Here is a 20,573-nt window from a genome sequence, read left to right as displayed (position 1 = left end):
GTGCGCTGTCTCGTATCAGGTCAAAGGGGAAATCGGGGATAAGGGAGGGCATTGCTCAGATCCGGTAGCGCTGGGCGAGTACGCGGCCGATCCGGGCCAAGTGCTGCGGATGCGCCATCTCGTCGTGTCGACACTCGATGTCGTGGACATGCACGCGTCCGTCGACCCGGGCCTGGAACTCGGCTGCGCCCGGGTCGCCATCGCCCTTGCCGGCGGCGGCGTTGAAATAGACCAGCTCGCCCTGCAGTCGATGGCGCGGCAGGTAGCGGCCGAGCATCGCGACGTCGTTGGCGGTGGCAGCGATGAAGCGTTCGAGTTGGCCGGCGTCGAAGCCCGAATAGACGCTGCCGTCGAGCAACTGCGCGGCACGCGCGTAGTCGGGCACCGCCGCGTCGTAACCGGCGAGATCGCAACCGCTGTGTTCGAGGAACTCGTGCAGGATGCGTTCGCGCGGTTTGTCGTTCGCCGTTGGGTCGAACTGCGGCAAGGCGGTGAGCAAGTAGCTATCGAGCAAAGCCAACAGCGCGACCTGTTCGCCGGCCTGCTGCAGGCGTTGCGCGATCTCGAACGCGAGCACGCCGCCGTAGGACCATCCGAGCAGGTGATACGGCCCTTCGGGTTGCACGGCGCGGATCTGCGCCAGGCAGTCCTCGGCGACGTCTTCCAGGCGCTCCGGCAAGCTCGCGCCATCGGTCAGCGCACGACCCTGCAAGGCATAGATCGGTCGCTGCGGATCGATATGACGTGCGAGGCCGCTATACCACCAGCCCAGGCCACCGGCCGGATGCAGGCAGAACAGCGGCGGCAACGAACCCTGGGTGCGGATCGGCAGCAACGGTTGCAGCGACGACAGCGCCTGCAGCGGCTCGGCGAGCCGTTGCGCCAAGGCGGCGACGGTGGGGGTCTCGAACAGGACCCGGGTCGACAGTTCGGCGCCGAGGGTGCTGCGGATGCGGCCGATCAAACGCGGTGCGAGCAGCGAATGGCCGCCGAGTTCGAAGAAGTCGTCGTCTATGCCGACCTCGTCGAGTTCCAGCACTTCGGCGAACAAGGCGCACAGCGCTTGTTGCTGCAGCGTGCTGGCGGCGCGGCGTACGGGCGCGTCGGCGGGCGGCAGCGCCTTGCGGTCGATTTTTCCGTTCGGCAGCAGCGGCAGGCGTTCGATCACCACCCAGGCCGAAGGCAGCATATGGCTCGGCAGCTGCGCCGCAAGCGCTTCGCGCAAGGTCTGCGGGTCCGGGCGACGGCCCGCGGCCGGCACCAGATAAGCGACCAGTTGCCGCTGCCCGGGCCGATCCTCGCGCACGCTGACCGTGGCCTGGGCGACCGCGTCGTCGGCTGCGAGCAAGGCCTCGATTTCGCCGGCCTCGATGCGGAAACCGCGGATCTTGAGCTGATGATCGGCGCGGCCCAGGTACTCCAGTTCGCCGTCCTCGCGCCAACGCACCACGTCGCCGGAGCGGTACATGCGCGCACCCGGCTCGAACGGATTGGCGAGGAAGCGCTCGGCGCTGAGCCCGGCCTGGCGCAGATAGCCGCGGCTGAGTCCGCTGCCGGCGACGTAGAGTTCGCCGGGCGCACCCACCGGCACCGGCCGCAGGAACGGATCGAGCACGTAGGCGCGCATATTGTCGATCAGGCGCCCCAGGGGCACGCCGTGGTCGCCGGTGTCCTTGGCGCGGGCCTCGAAGCAGGTCGCGTCCCAGAACTCGGAGGTGCCGTAGATGTTGAGCAGGCGCGCCTTGGGCAAGGCCGCCTTGAAGCGGTTCGCCAGCTCGAAACTCAAGGCTTCGCCGCTGCACGACCAGTAGTAGAGCTTCGGCAGGCGGTCGGCGAGATCGATGCCGCTGTCGAGCATGGCCCGCAGCAACGAAGGCACCAGCACGATGCGGGTGGCTTCGGCCTCGGCCAGCGCCTCGATCAGGCGCTCGGGCTCGGTGGCTTGTTCGCGCGTCAGGACCAGCACGCGCTGGCCGCGGATCAGCGGCATGAACAGTTCCCACAGCACGTCGATGAAGTTGACCGTGGTTTTCTGCGCGTAGATCTCCTCGACTTCGCCGTCCGATTCGATGTCCCAGTGCAGGCGCGAGGCGACGTTACGGTGCGTACCCATCACCGCCTTAGGCCTGCCGGTCGAACCGGAGGTGTAAAGCAGATAGGCGAGGTGCTCGGGATGCGGGGTGCCGCGCACCGGCGCCTCCGGGACGCTGTCTTCGCCGTCGATGAGGATCAGCCGCGCCGACGATTGCGGCAGGCGCGTACGTAGCGAAGCTTGGGTGACGACGGCCACCGGACGCGCGTCGCCGAGCATGTAGGCCAGACGTTGCTGCGGGTAGTCCGGGTCGAGTGCGAGATAGGCGCCACCGGCCTTGAGAATGCCGAGCAGGCCGACCACCGCGTCGGGCGAGCGCTCCACGCACAGGCCGACGATGCTGTCGGGGCCGATGCCCTCGGCTTGCAGGCGGCGAGCAAGACGGTCGGCGCGGCGGTCGAGTTCGGCATAGGCGATGCGTTGCTCGCCGAACATCAGCGCCACCGCATCCGGCGTGCGCGCAGCCTGGGCCTCGAACAGGGCGATTGCGGTCGCGTCCGGCACCGCACGTGCGGTGTCGTTGCGTTGCCGCGCCTGCTCGTGTTCGTCGTCGTCGAGCAGATCGAGAGCGGCGAGGCGGGTGTCCGGAGCCTGCGCAATGGCTTCCAGCACCCGCGCGAAACGGCCGGCGATAGCGCGCACACGTGCGGCATCCAGCAGGTCCGGTCGATAGCTGAGGTCGAGATGCAGTGCCTGCCCCGGCGTCGGCGGCGTTACCGACAGGCCGAGCGGGTAGTGCGTCGCTGCGGCGCCGTGATTGCCGCGCAGCGCGATCTCGACGCTGTCGTGGTCGTCATTGCCGCGACCGACCGCGGAGGGCTCCACCGGGAAGTTCTCGAACACCAGCAAGCTGTCGAACAACTCGCCGAGCCCGCCGATGCGCTGGATCTCGGCCAGGCTGAGGTGCTGGTGTTCGAGCAGGCCCGATTGCTGCAATTGCAAGCGTTGCAACAATTCGAGCAGGCGCTCCTGCGGCCGCAGTTGCAGGCGCAAGGGCACGGTGTTGATGAACAAACCGATCATGCGCTCGATGCCGGCGACGTCCGGCGGGCGTCCCGACACGGTCACGCCGAACACCACGTCGTCGCGGCGGGTCAGATGCCCCAGCACGATCGCCCAGGCCGCCTGGACCAGGGTGTTGAGAGTCAGCTGATGGCGCCGCGCCTGCAGCGCGAGCGCATCGCCGAGCGTGGCCGGCAAGCTGAGCGACAACGCGGAAGGCACCGTCGCCGCGGTCGAAGCCGCGGCCAGGCGGGTCGGTTCGGCCAGCCCGGCCAAGGCTTCGCGCCAGGCCGCGGCCGAGCGTTCGCGATCGCGCGTCGACAACCAGCCCAGATAGTCGCGATACGGCGCGACCTGCGGCAGGGAGCTGCTGTCGCCATCGCTGCGGTACAGGGCGAACAGCTCCTGCAACAGCATCGGCGAGGACCAGCCGTCGAGCAGGATATGGTGGCTGGTGAACAGCAGATGGTGACGCGCGCTATGGCCGTCGCGGTCGGAACCGTCGCGAATCAGCGTGAAGCGCAGCAACGGTCCACGTTCGAGATCGAAGCGACGGCGCTGGTCGTCGAGTAGCAAGGCTTCGAGCGCGGCCTCGCGACTCGTTTCATCGCCGTCGAGCGCGTGTTCCTGCCAAGGCAGATCGACCTCGCAGGGGATCGCCTGCACCGGCTCGCGCAAGCCGTGATGGAGAAAGGCGGCGCGCAGGTTCGGATGGCGTTCGAGCAAGGCCTGGGCGGCGCGGCGCAAACGTGCCGCATCGAGCGCCCCGCTCAGGGTGAAGGCCATCTGCACGATGTAGCGGTCCTGCGCTTGTTCGTCGTAGAGGGTGTGGAACAGGAAGCCGTGCTGCAGCGGCGACAGCGGCAGCACGTCGAGCAAGCGCGGTTGGTTCGCCTCGATGGTTTCGATCTGGCGCTGGTCCAGCGCGATCAGCGGCAGGTCGCTCGGGGTCAGCAGCCGATGCTCGCCGGCCGCGACGGTGGCGGCGATGCGGCGCAGCACCGCGAACCAGGTCTCGGCGAGGTCGCGCACTGCGATCTCGTCGAACAGTTCGCCGTTCCAGCTCCAGGCGGCGTACAGCACCGGGCCTTGCAGGCCGTCTTCGGTGGTGGCGTTGAGGTCGAGCGGATGTCCCAGGCCCTGCGGCGCGCCCGCGGGGCCGTCGAGCAAGACCTCGCTTGCCGGCGCCCAATGCTGCTGCGCGGTCGTGCCGGCGGTGGCGAAACGGCCCAGGTAATTGAAGCCGATCTGCGGCGCCGGCAAGGCCGCCAAGGCTGCGCCGGCGACCGGGTCGAGGTAGCGCAGCAGGCCGTAGCCGATGCCCTGGTCGGGCAGGCGGCGCAGTTGTTCCTTGATCGACTTGAGCGCGCGTTCGAGCTCGGGGCCGCCCGACAGGGCCGCATCGCGTTCGATATCCGCCAGCGACAGCTGCAGCGGGAACTGGCTGGTGAACCAGCCGACCGTGCGCGAGAGATCGGCGCCGTCGACGATGGCTTCGCGGCCGTGGCCTTCGAGCTCGAAGCGGACCGTATCGAGGTCGATGCCGAGGTAACGCTGGCGCCATTCGGCCACGGCCAGGGCGAACGCGCACAGCAGGACATCGTTGATGCGGCCGTTGATGCGTTCGGTCGCGCGGGTCAGCAGCAGCCGGGTGACCTCGGGCTGCAGGCGCAGGCCTAGGCTGTGCCGGCCGGCGTTGGTGGCGCCTTGCGGAGCCGGCGTTCGGGTAGCGAGCGGCGGATCGAGGCCGTCGAGCATCGAACGCCAGAACGGCAGCTCGCCACTGCGTTGGGCCGCCGCCTTGGGCAAGGCCAGCGCCCAGTGACGCAGCGAGGTCGGCACCGCTTCCAGTTCGGCGGCGCGACCGGCGCTGCGGGCTTCCCAGGCCGCTTGCAGGTCCGGGATCAGGATGCGCCAGGACACGCCGTCGACCACGAGGTGATGCAGGGCGAGGAACAAGCGCGAATCGTCGCCGTCGTCGAACCACACGGCCTGCAGCATCTGGCCTTCGTGCGGCGACAAACGTTGCTGCGCGGCTTGGGCGTGCTGGTTGATGGTCCAGGCGCGGGTCTGCGCGTCGAGCCCGTGCAGGTCGACGTGGTTGAGGCAACTGATCGCGGCGACGCTGCCGGCCGCGCCGATTTCGAGCACGTCGTCGGGCTTCAGGCGCAGACGCAGGGCATCGTGGTGGTCGATCAGGTCCTGCAGCGCGGCGATCAACGGCTCGCGTTGCAGTCGCGGCACCTGCAGCAGCATCGATTGGGCGAAATGCTCGAACGGCCCGTCCTGCTGCAACAGCCAACGCATGATCGGGGTGGCCGGCAGCACGCCGACCGGCGCTTCCACCGGCGCCGTGCCCACGCCTTCTATCGCCGTGGCGACGCGTGCGAGGGCTTGCACGGATTGCTGCTGGAACACGTCGCGGGCGCTGAAGCGCAGGCCGGCGCGCCGCGCCCGGCTGACCAACTGGATCGAGCCGATGCTGTCGCCGCCCAGGGCGAAGAAGCTGTCGTCGATGCCGACCCGCTGCAGACCGAGCACCTGCGCGAACAACTCGCACAGCAGGGTTTCGAGGGCATTGCGCGGTTCGCGCGAGCCGGTGGCGAAATCCGGCGCCGGCAGGCTCTTGCGGTCGAGTTTTCCGTTCGGCGTCAGCGGCAGTCGGTCGAGCACCACGAAGGCCGCGGGCAGCATGTAGTCGGGCAGTTGCCCGGCGAGCGTCTCGCGCAACGCCGCGGTATCGATGCGGTCGCCGGCCAGGTAGGCGACCAGTTGCTTCTGTCCGGGCCGGTCCTCGCGCAGGATCACCGCATTGCGCGCATGGCCGGCCTGGGCCAGCGCGGCCTCGATCTCGCCGAGCTCGATACGGTAGCCGCGGATCTTGACCTGCTGGTCGACACGGCCGAGGTAGGCCAGTTGGCCGTCGTCGCGCCAACGCACGCGGTCGCCGGTGCGGTACATGCGCGCACCCGGCTCGAACGGGTTGGCGACGAAGCGTTCGGCACTGAGGCCGGCGCGGCCGAGATAGCCACGGGCGATGCCGGCGCCGGCGATGTACAACTCGCCGGCGATTCCGACCGGGACCGGTTGCAAGGCGGCGTCGAGCACGTAGAAGCGGGTATTGGCGATCGGCCCGCCGATGCAGCCCAGCTCGCTCGCATCGGCTTCGCCGACTTCGGCGGACGAGCACCAGATCGTCGCTTCGGTGGGGCCGTATTCGTTGTACAGCCGCGCCAGCGGAGCACGTTCGCCGTGGCGCTGGCGGATGCTCGGCGGAATCGCTTCGCCACCGAGTACGACGCTGCGCAGCGAGGCCAGTGCATCGGCATGTTCCAGTGCGGCCGCATACAGGCTCGGGCCGCTGATCCATTGCTCGACCCGGTTTTGCCGGACCAAGGCGGCCAGGGCCTGCGGATCGTGTTCGAGGCCGCTGGCCGGCAAGACCAGGCTGGCGCCGATGGCGAGGCTGCCGAAGATCGCCGCGAGCGAGGCATCGAAGGCCAGCGACGGCAGCAGCACCGCGCTGCGATGCGGCGCATAGCGCGCGGCACGGGCGCGGATCGAATTCAGCGCCTGGCGATGCTCGACCGCAACGCCCTTGGGCTGTCCGGTCGAACCGGAGGTGTAGATGACGTAGGCAATGTGGTGATCGCGCAGGACGCAACGACGGTCGCTGTCGCGCGGGGCGCGTTCGCTGGCGAGTTGCATCAGCTCGCGCGTCGCCGGCGCGTCGATCGCAAGCACAGGCGTCGCATCGCCCAGGATTTGCAGGCGAGCAGCGAAGGCCTCCTCGGCGACCAGCAGCACAGGCGTCGCATCGCCGAGGATGTGGCCGAGACGTTCCGGAGGATGTTGCGGGTCCAGCGGAAGATAGACGGCACCGGCCTTGAGCACGGCCAGCAGGGCGACGATGGCCTCCGACGAGCGCGGCAGCGCCACTGCGACGCGATCCTCCGCGCCGATGCCGCGCGCTATCAGGACATGGGCGAGACGGTTGGCGCGACGTTCCAGGGCGAGGTAGTCGAGCTGGCTATCGGCGCCGACCAGGGCCGGCGCGTTCGGCGTGCTCGCGGCCTGGGCCTGGAACAACTCGTGCAGGCCGGTGCAGCCGGTGCTTTCGGCCGCGGTGGCGTTATAGGCCAGCAGCAGGCGTTCGCGTGCGACGTCGTCGAGCAGCTCGACTCTTCCGAGGCTGCGCTCCGGGTCCTGCGCGATCGCTTCGAGAATGCGCAGATAGGCGCCGAGCAGTTGGGTGGCCTGGGCCGCGTCGAAAGCGTCGTCGCGGTAGCTCAGGCTCAGGCGCAGGGCCTCGCCCGGCATCACCGCCAGGCCGAGCGGGTAATGCGAGGCATCGCCGCCGTGCTGGCTGTGGCGGCCGATGCGCAGTGCTGCACCGGGCACGCTGGCGCCGTCGTCGCCGAACGCGGTCTCGTCGATCGGGTAGTTCTCGAACACGGTCAGGGTGTCGAACAGCTCGCCGATCCCGAGCAGTCGTTGCACCTCCGGCAAGCTCAAGTGCTGATGTTCGAGCAAGGCCGATTGCTCGGCCTGCACGCTCCGCAACAGGCTTTCCAGGCTTTGTTGCGGCTGCAGGCGCACGCGCACCGGCACGGTGTTGATGAACAGGCCGACCATGCGTTCGACGCCGGCGAGGTCCGGCGGGCGTCCCGATACGGTGGTGCCGAAGACCACGTCGTCGCGGCCGGTGATGCGGCTGAGCAACAAGGCCCAGGCGGCCTGGGTCAGGGTGTTGAGGGTCAGGCCGAGCCGGCGCGCCTGGTGGCTCAACTGGCAGCTCAAGGCCTCGGGCAGGCTTCGGGCGAGTACTTGCGTGCCTGCCTCGGCGCGTGCGCCGCCGGCCACGCGGGTGGCTTCGTCGACGCCGTCGAGATAAGCGCGCCAGGCCTGCTGCGCGGCGCTGCGGTCGCGCTTGGACAGCCAGGCGAGGTAATCGCGATACGGCGCGACCCGCGGCAAGGCGTCGATGTCGCCGCCGTTGCCGTACAAGGCGAACAGTTCTTCGAGCAGGATCGGCAGCGACCAGCCGTCGAAGACGATGTGGTGATTGGTCAGCACCAAATGATGCAGGCGCTCGTGTTCGCGTACCAGGGTGAAGCGCAGCAACCTGCCGTGCGCGAGATCGAAGCCTTGCGCACGGTCTTCGCGCAGCAGCGCGTCCAATGCGGCGCTGCGCGCTTCGGCACTGCCTTCGAGGGCGATCGAACGCCACGGCAGCACCGCATCGCGCGGTATCGCTTGCACCGGCGCGGCCAGGTCCTGATGGACGAAGGCCGCGCGCAGGTTCGGATGGCGTTGCAGCAGCGCCTGCGCGGCGCGACGCAGCGCGGCGCCGTCGAGCTCGCCGTCGAGGGTGAAGGCCATCTGCACGACGTAGCTGTCGGCTGCCGCGGTTGCTGGCGTGCCCGCGTCCTGGTCGTAGACGGCGTGGAACAGGAAGCCGTGTTGCAGCGGCGACAGCGGCAGCAGATCGAGCAGGGGCGGTTGGGCGGCTTCGATGGCTTCGATCTGGGCCTGGTCCAGCGCGGTCAGCGGCACGTCCGAGGGCGTCAGCAGATGCCGCTCGGTGTCGGCGACGGTCTCGGCGATGCGGCGCAGCACCGCGAACCAGGTGTCGGCGAGGTCGCGTATCGCGTCCTCCTCGAACAGCTCGCCGGCCCAGCTCCAACCGGCGCAGAGCACCGGGCCTTCGGCGCCGTCCTCGGTGCTGGCGTTGAGATCGAGGGCATGCGCGAGCGGACGCGCTTCGTGGCCGTCGCCGCCGAGTGCCGCCTCGTCGGCCAGGGTCCAGTGCGGCTCGTGGGCGCCGGCGCCGGCGACGCTGAAACGGCCCAGATAGTTGAAGCCGATCTGCGATGGCGGCAGCGGCTGCAAGGCCTCGCGGCCGGCGTCGCTGAGATAGCGCAGCAGACCGTAGCCGATGCCGTGGTCGGGCAGGCGGCGCAGTTGCTCCTTGACCGATTTGAGCGCGCGCTCCAGCGGCGCGCCGCCGCGCAGGGCGGCCTCGCGCTCGCCGCGCGGCAAGCTGAGTTGCAACGGGAACAGGCTGGTGAACCAGCCGACCGTGCGCGACAGATCGGCGCCGTCGAGGATGGCTTCGCGGCCGTGGCCTTCGAGATCGAAGCGGACCGTGTCGGCCTCGTCGAGGCCGCGGCGCCGGCGCCAGTCGGCCAGCGCCAGCGCGAACGCGGTCAGCAACACGTCGTTGATGCGGCCGTGGATGCGTTCGGTGGCGCGGGTCAGCAGCAGCCGGGTCGTATCCGGTTCCAGGCGCAGCCACAGGCCGCGTTGGGTGGCGCTGGTGTCGCGTTGCGGATCGAGCGCACGCGCGCTCAGGCGCGGGTCGTGGCCGTCCTGCATGGCCTGCCAGAACGGCAGTTCGTGCCGGCGCGCCTCGGCGAGCTTCGGCAGCGCCAAGGCCCAGTGACGCAACGAGGTCGGCACCGGCTCCAGGGCCGGGGCATGGCCTGCGGCGCGTGCGTCCCAGGCGGCCTGCAGATCGGGCACGAGGATGCGCCAGGACACGCCGTCGACGGCGAGATGGTGGATCGCCAGCCACAGCCGCGAGTCCTCGCCGTCGTCGAACCAGACCGCCTGCAGCAGCCGTCCCTCGCGCGGGGCGAGGCGGTTCTGCGCGGCTTCGGCGGCGGCCTGCATGGCGGCTTCGCGGCTCTCTCCGGTCAGGCCGGCCAGGTCGACGCGCTGCAGACAGGTCCCGGCATCGACGCTGCCGAGCGGCAGGGTTTCCAGGCTGTCGTCCGCGCCCAGGCGCAGGCGCAAGGCATGGTGGTGATCGATCAGGTCCTGCAGTGCGGCTTGCAGCGGCTCCTGCCTCAGCGGCGGCATCCGCAGCAGCATCGACTGACTGAAACGGTCGAACGGCCCTTGGCGTTCGAGCAGCCAGCGCATGATCGGCGTCGCCGGCAACGCACCCACCGGCGCTTCGACCTCGACCGTGTCGGCTTCGACGATGCTCGCCGCGACCTGGGCCAGGGCCTGCACCGAAGCATGCTGGAACACGTCGCGGGCGCTGAAACGCAGGCCGACGCGGCGGGCGCGGCTGACCAGTTGGATCGAGCCGATGCTGTCGCCGCCTAGGGCGAAGAAGCTGTCGTCGATGCCGACCCGTTCCAGCCCGAGCACCTGCGCGAACAAGGCGCACAAGGTGGACTCGGTGGCGGTGCGCGGCTCACGCAGGCTGCTCGGCGCGAAGTCCGGCGCGGGCAGGGCCTTGCGGTCGAGCTTGCCGTTCGCGGTCAGGGGCAGCGCATCCAGTGCGACGAAGGAGGCCGGCAGCATGTACTCGGGCAGGCGCTCGGCGAGCGCATGGCGCAGCGCTTCGCCGTCGATGGCGTCGCCGACCACATAGGCGACCAGTTGCTTCTGGCCGGGGCGGTCTTCGCGCACGATCGCCGCGTTCTGGGCGTAGCCGGCCTGGGCCAATGCGGCCTCGATTTCGCCGAGTTCGATGCGGAAGCCGCGCAGCTTGATCTGCTGATCGGCGCGACCCAGGTAATCGATCTGGCCGTCGCCGCGCCAACGCACGCGGTCGCCGGAGCGGTACATGCGCTGGCCGATTTCGAAGGGGTTGGCGACGAAACGTTCGGCGCTGAGCGCGGGGCGCTGCAGATAACCGCGCGCCAGGCCGGCACCGGCGATGTACAACTCGCCGGGCACGCCGGCCGGCACCGGTTGCAGCGCCTCGTCGAGTACGTAGACCTGCATATTGTCGAGCGGCGTGCCGATCGGGACCGAACGCGCCTGCGGCTGCAGGGTCGGCACGGCGCAGGTCAAGGCAAAGGTGGTGGTCTCGGTGGGGCCGTAGCCGTTGACGATGCGCAAGCGCGGATGCCGCGCCTGCAGACGGCGGATGGCATCGGTCGAGAGCACGTCGCCGCCGGCTAGGACTTGGCGCAGGCCGGCGAACAGCTCGGGCATGGATTCGGCGAACTCGTGGAACAGGCCGGCGGTCAGCCACAGGCTGCGCACCTCAAAGCGTTCGATCAGGCGCTGGAAGTCGCGGCCATCGCTGGCCCCGGCCGGCGCGACCGCGATGCGCCCACCGTTGAGCAGCGGCACCCACAGCTCGTAGGTCGAGGCATCGAAGGCGTGGGTCGAATGCAGCAGCACGGTCTCGTGGCCGCTGGCGAAGCGGCGGTCGCGGGCGAACTCGACCACGTCGCGCTGACGCACGGCCACGCCCTTCGGCACCCCGGTCGAGCCGGAGGTGTACATGACGTAGGCGAGTTGCTCGGGATGGATGGCCGGCTTGCGCGTGCGCGGCTCGGTGGACGCGTCGAAATCGAAGCGGTCCAGACGCAGCAGATTCGGATGGGTCAAGCTGCGTGCATCGATGCCGGCATCGGCGATCAAGACGGCGGCTTCGGTCTCGGCCAGCAATTGGCCCAGGCGCTCGTCGGGGTGCTGCTCGTGCAGCGGCAGGTAATAGGCGCCGGTCTTGAGCACGGCCAGCACCGCCACGACCAGATCGGGCGAACGCTGCAGCAGCAGGGCGACGCCGCGTTCGGCGCCGGCGCCGCGACGGCGCAGTGCGTGGGCGAGCGCTTCGGCGCGGCGGTCGAGTTCGGCGTAGCTCCACTCGACGCCGTCGCCGATCACGGCGATGGCGTGCGGGGTCGACGCGACCTGGCGCTCGAACGCGGCCGCGACCGATTCGAGTTCGACGGTGTGTGCGGTGTCGTTGCACTCGCGCAGCAGGCGCCGGCGCTCATCGGCGTCGAGCAACTCGACCGCGCCGATCGGCCGGCGGTCGTCTTCGGCGACGGCGACCAGCATGCGCTGCAGCCGCAGCGCGATCGCCTCGGCAGTGGCCGGGTCGAACAGATCGCTGGCGTATTCGAGCGCGCCGTCGAGGCCGCCGGCCTGGCCGGCGTCGTCGAAGCGTTCGCTGAAGGCGAAGCTCAGATCGAACTTGGCCACATCGAGGGCGAACTCGGCCGCGCGGGCGTGCAGGCCGGGCAGGTGCAGCTCGGCCTGCTCGGTGTTCTGCAACACCAACAGCACCTGGAACAGCGGGTGGTGGCTCAAGGAGCGCTCGGGTTTCAGCGTGTCGACCAATTGCTCGAACGGCAGGTCCTGATGCTCGAACGCGGCCAGGTCGGTGGCGCGTACCCGCGCCAGCAGCTCGCTGAAACGGGGGTTGCCGCTCGTGTCGGTGCGCAATACCAAGGTGTTGAGGAACAACCCGACCAGTTCGTGCAGGGCGGCGTCCTGGCGGCCGGCGACCGGTGTGCCGATGGCGAGGTCGGTGCCGGCGCCGAGCCGGGTCAGGGTCGCGGCGAGCGCGGCCTGCAGCACCATGAACAAGGTCGCATGGTGGCGTCGCGCGACGGCGCGCAGGCGCGCATGGGTATCGGCGTCGAGGGCGAAGCCGCACTGGCCGCCGCGATAGCTCGCGCGCGGCGGGCGCGGGCGGTCGCTCGGCAGTTCGATCTGTTCGGGCAGGCCGGCCAGGGTGTCGCGCCAATAGGCGACTTGCGTCGCGATCAGGCTGTCGGGATCGGCGTCATCGCCCAACAGTTGCTGTTGCCAGAGGGTGTAGTCGGCGTATTGCACCGGCAGGGGCGCGCGGATAGGCGCGTTGCCGTCGAGACGCGCGGCGTAGGCTTCGGCCAGATCGCGCGCGAGCGGCGCCAGCGAGGCGCCGTCGCCGGCGATGTGATGCAGCAAGAGCAGCAGCGCGTGTTGTTGCGGGCCGAGCCGGACCAGGGTCGCGCGCAGCGGGATCTCGTGGCGCAGGTCGAAGGCGTAGGCGGCGGCCGCGGACAGCGCGTCGGCTAGGCCGGCTTCGTCGCTGTCGAGGGTCTCCAGCGCCGGTGCCGCATGTTCGAGTACTTGTTGGCTCGGCACCTCGCCGACCGGGAATACGGTGCGCAGGCTTTCGTGGCGCTGGCACAGGTCGGCGAGCGCGGCGCGCAGCGCGTCCACGTTCAACTCACCGTCCAGGCGTAAGGCCAGCGGCATGTTGTAGGTCGCGCTGGGGCCTTCGAACTGGTGCAGGAACCACAGCCGGCGTTGCGCGAACGACAGCGGCAAAGTCTGCGGCCGCGGCATCGGCCGCAGCGCCAGGCGCCGGTGCTGGCTCGGATCGAGCGCGCCGGCGAGACCGGCGACGGTCGGGTGCTCGAACAGGCTGCGGATCGACAGCTCGACGTCGAGTTCGGCGCGGATGCGGCTGATCAAGCGGATCGCCCGCAGCGAATGGCCGCCGAGGACGAAGAAGCTGTCGTCGATGCCGAGCTGGGCGGCGTGCTCGTCCGACAGGCCGAGCACCTCGGCGAACAGCGCGCACAGGGTTTGTTCGCGCGGAGTACGCGGGGCGCGCTGGCTGGCCGGGACGAAGTCCGGCGCCGGCAGCGCTTTGCGATCGAGCTTGCCGTTGGGCAACTGCGGCAGGGCATTGAGGACGACGATCGCGGCCGGGACCATGTACTCGGGCAGGCGCGCGGCCAGGGTCTCGCGCAGCGCGTCGCGGTCGATCTCGTTCTGTTTCGTGGTATCGGCGACCACATAGGCGACGATCTGCTTCTGCCCCGGCCGGTCCTCGCGCACGATCGCGCTGTTGCGCGGATAACCGGCGCGGGCGAGCTCGGCTTCGATCTCGCCGAGTTCGATGCGGAAGCCGCGCAGCTTGACCTGGTGATCGACGCGACCGCGGTGGACGATGACCCCGTCCTCGCGCCAGCTGGCCAAGTCGCCGGAGCGGTACATGCGTTCGCCGGCGACGAACGGGTCGGCGACGAAACGCTCGGCGCTGAGCGCGGCGCGGCGCAGGTAACCGCGCGCCAGCCCGGGGCCGGCGATATACAGCTCGCCGGTGACCCCGGCCGGCACCGGCCGCAGCGCGTTGTCGAGCACGTACAAGCGCGTGTTCCAGATCGGCCCGCCGATCGGGATCGGCCCGTCTTCGACATCGCGGCAGGGCCAGGCGGTGACGCCGATCGAGACTTCGGTCGGGCCGTAGGAGTGATGCAGCGGCCGGCCGATGTGGGCGGCGACGCGGCGATGCAGATCGGCCGACAGCGCTTCGCCGCCGCAGACGATCCGGCGCAGACTGGTGCAGGCGGCCGCGCCGGGTTCCTGCACGAACATTTCGAGCATCGAGGCGACGAAGTGCACGGTGGTGACCTGTTCGCGCTGGATCAACGACGCCAGATAAGCCGGGTCGCGATGGCCGTCGGGGCGCGCGACCACCAAACGGGCGCCGTGCAGCAACGGCCAGAACAGCTCCCACACCGACACGTCGAAGCTGGTCGGGGTTTTCTGCAACACGGCGTCGTCGGCCTGCAAGCCGTACTCGCCCTGCATCCAGGCGAGGCGGTTGACGATGCCGCGGTGCGGAATCACCGCGCCCTTCGGCGTGCCGGTCGAGCCGGAGGTGTAGATCACGTAGGCCGGGTGATCGAGCTGCAGCGGACGTGTGCGGTCGGTGTCGGTGGGCGACGTATCCGCATAGCTCGCCAACTCGATTGCAAACCGAGCTTCGTCGATCTGCCACAAGCCGTCATGCGCAGGCAGGCGTTCCACCACGTCGCCACGCGTCAGGATTCGCACCGGCGCCGCGTCGGCGATCATGTGGGCGAGGCGGTCGCTCGGGTAATCGGTGTCGAGCGGCAGGTAGGCCGCGCCGCTCCTGAGCACCGCACACAGGGCGACGACCAACTCCAGCGAACGCGGCAAGGCCACGCCGACCAGGTCTTCCGGGCCGATGCCGTCGGCGATCAGGCGGTGGGCGAGGCGGTTGGCGCGCGCGTCGAGTTCGGCGTAACTCAAGCGCTCGCCTTCGAACACGATGGCGACCGCATCGGGTGTGCGCACAGCCTGCGCGCTCAGCAGTTCAGCGAGGGTTCGCGCCGGCACCGCGTGCTCGGTCGCATTCCAGTCGCGCAGCGCCTGGGCCGACTCGGCGGCATCGAGCAGTTCGATACGGCCGACCGGCTGCCCGGCATCGGCGACGAAGGCCTCGAGTAATCGCTGATAGCGGCCGCCCAGGCGCAGCACTTCGTCACGTGTGAACAGATCGGGCCGGTAGCTCAGCTTGAGTTGATAGGGCTGGCCCGGAATCAACGCCAGGCCCACCGGGTAGTGCGAGGTGTCGCCGCCGTGGTGGCTGTGCAGGGCGATGCGCAATGCATCGGGCGCGTCGTCGTCGCCGTCGCCGACCGGGAAGTTCTCGAACACCACCAGGGTGTCGAACAGCTCGCCGTGACCGGCCAGGCGCTGGATCTCGGTCAGGCCGAGGTGTTGGTGATCGAGCAGCGCCGATTGCTCGCGCTGCAGACGCAGCAGCAGGTCGCGCACCGATTCGTCCGGCCGCCATTGCAAGCGCAGCGGCAAGGTGTTGATGAACAAGCCGACCATCTGCTCGACCCCGGCCAGCTCCGGCGGACGGCCCGACACGGTGGTGCCGAAGGCGACGTCGCGACGATGCGTAAGCCGACCGAGCAACAGCCCCCAGGCGGCCTGCACGACGGTGTTGAGGGTCACGCCCAGGCCGCGGGTCAGTCGGGTCAACGACTGCACCAGCGCGTCGGGCAGGTCGATACGCAAGGTGTCGGGCACCGCCGCCGCGGTCGTGGCCGCTGCGATCCGGCTCGGTTCCTCGAAGCCGGCGAAGGCATCGCGCCAGGCGCTGCGCGCCGCGGCGGCGTCGCGCGAGGCCAGCCAGCGCATGTAGTCGCGGTAGGGCGTGACCCGCGGCAGTGCCTGCGCGTCGGCGCCGTTGCGGTACAACGCGAACAACTCCTGCAGCAGGATCGGCGAGGACCAGCCGTCGAGCAGGATGTGGTGGCTGGTGAACAACAGGTAATGCCGGGTCGCCGACTGGCGCACCAGCACGAAGCGCAGCAGCGGCGCACGGGTCAGTTCGAAGCGCTGCTGTTGATCGTCGGCGATCGCCTGCGCCAACGCCTTGGCGCGCTCGTCTGCAGGCAGATCGCCCAGATCGATCTCGCGCCACGGCAGCTCGACCTCGCGCTGGATGACCTGCACCGGCTCCTTGATCTTGTGGTGGACGAAGGCCGCGCGCAGGCTGGCATGGCGCCGCAACAGCGCCTGCGCCGCCGCTTGCAACGCTGCCGCATCGAGCGCGCCATCGAGCGCGAACACCATCTGCACGACATAGCTGTCCTGCACCTCGTGGTCGTAGAGGGCGTGGAACAGGAAGCCGTGCTGCAACGGCGACAGCGGCAGCAGGTCTTCAATCTGAGAGTTGCGCATAAATCGATTCCAGGAGTTCGATGTCGGACTGGTCGAGCGCGACCATGGGGACGTCCGAAGGGGTCAGGGTCGACGTGTCGGCGGCCGCGGCGAAGTCGGCGATGCGGGTGAGCGCGTCGAACCAGGCCTCGGCAAAGGCACGCACCTCGCTTTCGTCGAGCAGTTCGCCGGCCCAGCTCCAGTTCGCGCACAGGCGCGGACCGTCCGGGCCGTCCTGGACCAGGGCGTTGAGGTCGATCGCGTGCGGCAAGGGCTGGGTCTCGTCGCTGCCGCCGCCGAAGGCGCCGGGGTCGTCGGCGACGCTCCAGGCCGCGGCGTCGTCGGAGGCGCCGACCGCGAAGCGACCGAGGTAGTTGAAACCGATGGTCGGCGCCGCGAACGCGGCGAGCTCGCGCCCGGCCTCGTCGTGCAGATGCCGCAACAGGCCGTAGCCGATGCCTTGGTCGGGCACTTGCCGCAATTGCTCCTTGACCGATTTGAGCGCGCGTTCCATGGCCTTGCCGCCGCTCATCGCCTCGACCGGGTCGAACTGCGAGGCATCCAGGCGCACCGGGAACAGGCTGGTGAACCAACCGACGGTGCGCGACAGGTCGGCGCCGTCGATCAGGCCGTCGACGATCGCGGTTTCGCGGCCGTGGCCTTCGAGGTCGAAGCGCAAGCTGCCCGCATCGAGCGGGTCGCCGCGTTCGCGCCGCCAGGCGAACGCGGCCAGCGCGAACCCGGTCAGCAGCACGTCGTTGACGCGGCCATTGATGCGTTCCGGCGCCTGGATCAGCAAGCGCTCGGTGGTGGCGACGTCGAGGCTCAGGCTGAGGCTGCGCAGGCTGGCATGGGTGTCGTGTTGCGGATCGAGCGGGCGCGCGAACCAAGACGGCGAGGCGTCTTCGAGCATCGAACGCCAGAACGGCAGTTCCGCGCTGCGTCGTTGCGCCGCCTCGGGCAGGGCCAGCGCCCATTCGCGCAACGAGGTCGGCACCGGCTCGAGCGCGATCGCCTCGACGCCGCTAGCGGCCTGTTCGTAGGCGGATTGCAGGTCGGGCACGAGGATGCGCCAGGACACGCCGTCGACCACCAGGTGATGGAGCACCAACAACAGGCGCGAGCGTTCGCCGTGGTCGAACCAGACCGCCTGCAGCAGGCGTCCGGCTTGCGGGTCGAGCCGTTCCTGCGCGGCCTGGGCCTGGGCGGCGATCTCGGCTTCGCGTGCGGCCGCATCGAGCCCGTGCAGCGACACCGCGAGCACGCAGTCGTCGGCACGGATGCGGCCGGGCTCGGCGATCTCCAGCTCATGGGTCGGCGACACGCTCAGACGCAGCGCATCGTGGTGGTCGAGCAGGGCCTGGATTGCGTGCAACAAGGGCGCGGCGTCGAGCGCAGGCACCCGTAGCAGCATCGACTGTTGATACTGCTTGAACGGCCCCGCCTGTTCGAACAAGTCGCGCAGGATCGGCGTCGCCGGCAACGGCCCGGTCGCGGCCACCGCTGGCTGTCGAACGGCTTGTTCGAGCGCAGTGGCGACAGTGGCGAGTGCGCGCACGGTCTGGTGCTGGAACACCTCTCGCGCGCTCAGGCGCAGGCCGGCCTGGCGGGCGCGGCTGACCAATTGGATCGAACTGATGCTGTCGCCACCGAGGGCGAAGAAGCCGTCGTCGATACCGACCGCGGCCAACCCCAGGACTTCGGCGAACAACACCGACAGGCGCTGTTCGAGCTCGCTGCCGGGCGCGGCCGAGACGTCGACCTGCACTTGCGGCGCCGGCAGCGCCTTGCGGTCGAGCTTGCCGTTGGCGGTCAACGGCAGGGCCGGAACGGCGACGAAGGCCGCCGGCAGCATGTACTCGGGCAAGCGTTCGGCGAGTTCGCGCCGCAGCTGCGCGGCATCGATCTGCGGCGCCGCGACATACGCGACCAACTGGCGCTGGCCGGGCCGGTCTTCGCGTGCGATCACCGTATTGGCGGCATAACCGACTGCCGCCAGGGCGGTTTCGATCTCGCCCGGTTCGATGCGGAAACCGCGGATCTTGAGCTGGTGATCGGCGCGGCCGAGGTGTTCGAGGCGGCCGTCGCGACGCCAGCGCACCAGGTCGCCGGAGCGGTACATGCGTTCGCCGACGAGGTAAGGATCGGCGACGAAGCGCTCGGCGCTGAGGTCGGGGCGGCCGAGATAGCCGCGGGCCAGGCCGGCGCCGCCGATATACAGCTCGCCGGCCACGCCGACCGGCACCGGCCGCAGGCGCGTGTCGAGCACGTACAAACGCGTGTTGCGCAGCGCCGTGCCGATGCTGGGGCGGTCGCCTTCTTCGATCTCGTCGATGGCGACGTAACTGGCGTCGACCGTGCATTCGGTCGGACCGTAGCAGTTGTAACCGCGTACCGGATGCTCGCGCAGCGCCTTCCACTGCGATTCGCCGACGGTTTCGCCGCCGAGCACGACCGTGCTCGGGTGAGTGCGGCCTTCGTCGAGCAAGCCGATAGCGCGCAGTTGTTCGAAATGCGCCGGGGTCAGGTCGACCGCGTCGATGCGCCGGCTGGCGATGTAGTCGAGCAGGGCCTCGCCTTCGCGGCGGGTGTCGTCGTCGATCAGGTGCAGTTCCTGGCCGGCGCACAGCCACAACAGACCTTCCAGCGAGGTGTCGAAGGCGAAGGTCGCGGTCAGGGCGAAGCGGATGCGGGCTTCGCCGGAATGACGCACGACCTCGGCGAACAGGCGCTCGCGATGCTCCTCGAACAGGTTGGCGACGCCGGCGTGGGTGACCACCACGCCCTTGGGTTTGCCGGTCGAGCCCGAGGTGTGGATGACGTAGGCCGGATGCAGGGCGTGCAGCGGCACCGAACGGTCTGCGTCGGTCGGGTCGTGGTCCGGCGCGTCCGAAAGGCGTTGCACACCTTCGACGTCGTCCAGGCGCCAGATCGGCACGTCGAACGCGAGCGGGGCATGGTCGATAAGCGCATCGGCGATGGCGCCATGGGCGAGCAACATCCGCGGCGCGGCTTCGGCGAGCAGCTCGCGCAGACGCGGGCCAAGGTGTTCGGTGTCCATCGGCAGATAGGCCGCGCCGGCCTTGAGCACGCCGAGCATGGCGACGACGGTGTCGAGCGAACGCGGCAGGGCCAGGGCGATCCGGTCCTCGGCGCCGATGCCGGCGGCGATCAGGCCGTGGGCGATGCGGTTGGCGCGGCGGTTGAGTTCGGCATAGCTCAGCGAGAGTTCGCCGCAGACCGCGGCGATCGCGTCCGGCGTCGCCGCGACCTGGTGCTCGAACCACTTCGGCAACGAGCGCCCGGACGCTGTGGTGCGGGCGCCGTTCCAGCCGACCAGCAGGCATTCGCGTTCGTCGGCGTCGAGCAGCTCGATATCGCCGATGGCGCGGCCGGCGTCGGCGGCGACCGCGCGCAGCATGCGTTCCAGGTAGACGCCGATGCGGCGGGCGGTGTCGGCGTCGAACAAGTCGACGGCGTACTCGATCATGCCGTGCAGGCCGGCGGCTGCGCCGCGTTCGTCGTGCAGCTCGGTGAAGTCGAAACTGAGGTCGAACTGGGCGATGTCGAGGTCGAACTCGGCGCTGCGGCTGCGCAGGCCGGGCAGTTCCAGCTCGGCCTGGGCGTGGTTCTGCAGCGACAGCATCACCTGGAACAGCGGGTGATGGGCCATCGAGCGGGTGGGCTTGAGCGCATCGACCAGACGCTCGAACGGCAGGTCCTGATGCTCGTAGGCGGCCAGGTCGGTCTCGCGCACGCGGCCGAGCAGGGCGGCGAAGCTCGGGTTGCCCGAGGTGTCGTTGCGCAGCACCAGGGTGTTGAGGAACACGCCGACCAGATCGTCGAGCGCGGCGTCGGAGCGGCCTGCGATCGGCGTGCCGAGGGCGATGTCGTCGCCCGCGCCGAGCCGGCTCAAGGTGGCGGCGAGCGCGGCCTGCAGGACCATGAACACGGTCGCTCCGTGGCGCCCGGCAAGCGCGGCCAGGCGCGCATGCAGGGCGGCGTCGAGCGGCAGCGCCAGGTGACCGCCGCGGTAGCTCGAGGTCGGCGGCCGCGGCCGGTCGGTCGGCAGCGAGATCAGTTCCGGCAGATCGGCGAGGGTGCGCTTCCAGTACTCGGCTTGTTGCGCGAGCAGGCTGGCGTCGTCGCCCTCGTCGCCGAGCACCTGGCGTTGCCAGAGGCTGAAGTCGGCGTACTGCACCGGCAGCGGCGACCACTCCGGGGCGCGGCCGCGCAGACGCGC

At 69.8% G+C, this 20,573-nt stretch carries 2 protein-coding genes (1 of these 2 only partly in view); both read right to left on the bottom strand.

Going from position 1 to position 20,573, the window contains the following annotated elements; genetic code table 11:
• Positions 1 to 55: 55 nt before the first annotated feature.
• Positions 56 to 16,351: an amino acid adenylation domain-containing protein gene (locus ACKN61_RS12870; protein ID WP_408949879.1), complete on the bottom strand. Its 16,296-nt coding sequence runs from the start codon at positions 16,349 to 16,351 to the stop codon at positions 56 to 58.
• Positions 16,332 to 20,573, bottom strand: partial view of a non-ribosomal peptide synthase/polyketide synthase gene (locus ACKN61_RS12865; RefSeq protein WP_408949878.1) — the end only. Its footprint extends 23,643 nt past the window's final position; 4,242 of the gene's 27,885 nt are visible here — the last part of the coding sequence; its start codon lies off the right edge, out of view; it ends in the stop codon at positions 16,332 to 16,334. Before ACKN61_RS12865 ends, ACKN61_RS12870 begins: the two co-directional genes overlap by 20 nt.

This window comes from Lysobacter sp. Hz25 (genome assembly GCF_046097045.1).
Lineage (GTDB): Bacteria > Pseudomonadota > Gammaproteobacteria > Xanthomonadales > Xanthomonadaceae > Lysobacter > Lysobacter antibioticus_B.
The sequence above is the reverse complement of the archived record's forward strand: the minus strand, read 5'-3'. Positions and strand labels throughout refer to the sequence as shown.

Coding starts and splice junctions, on each gene's coding strand:
- ACKN61_RS12870 (WP_408949879.1), bottom strand. CDS start 16,351: ATGCGCAACTCTCAGATTGAAGACCTGCTGCCGCTGTCGCCGTTGCAG.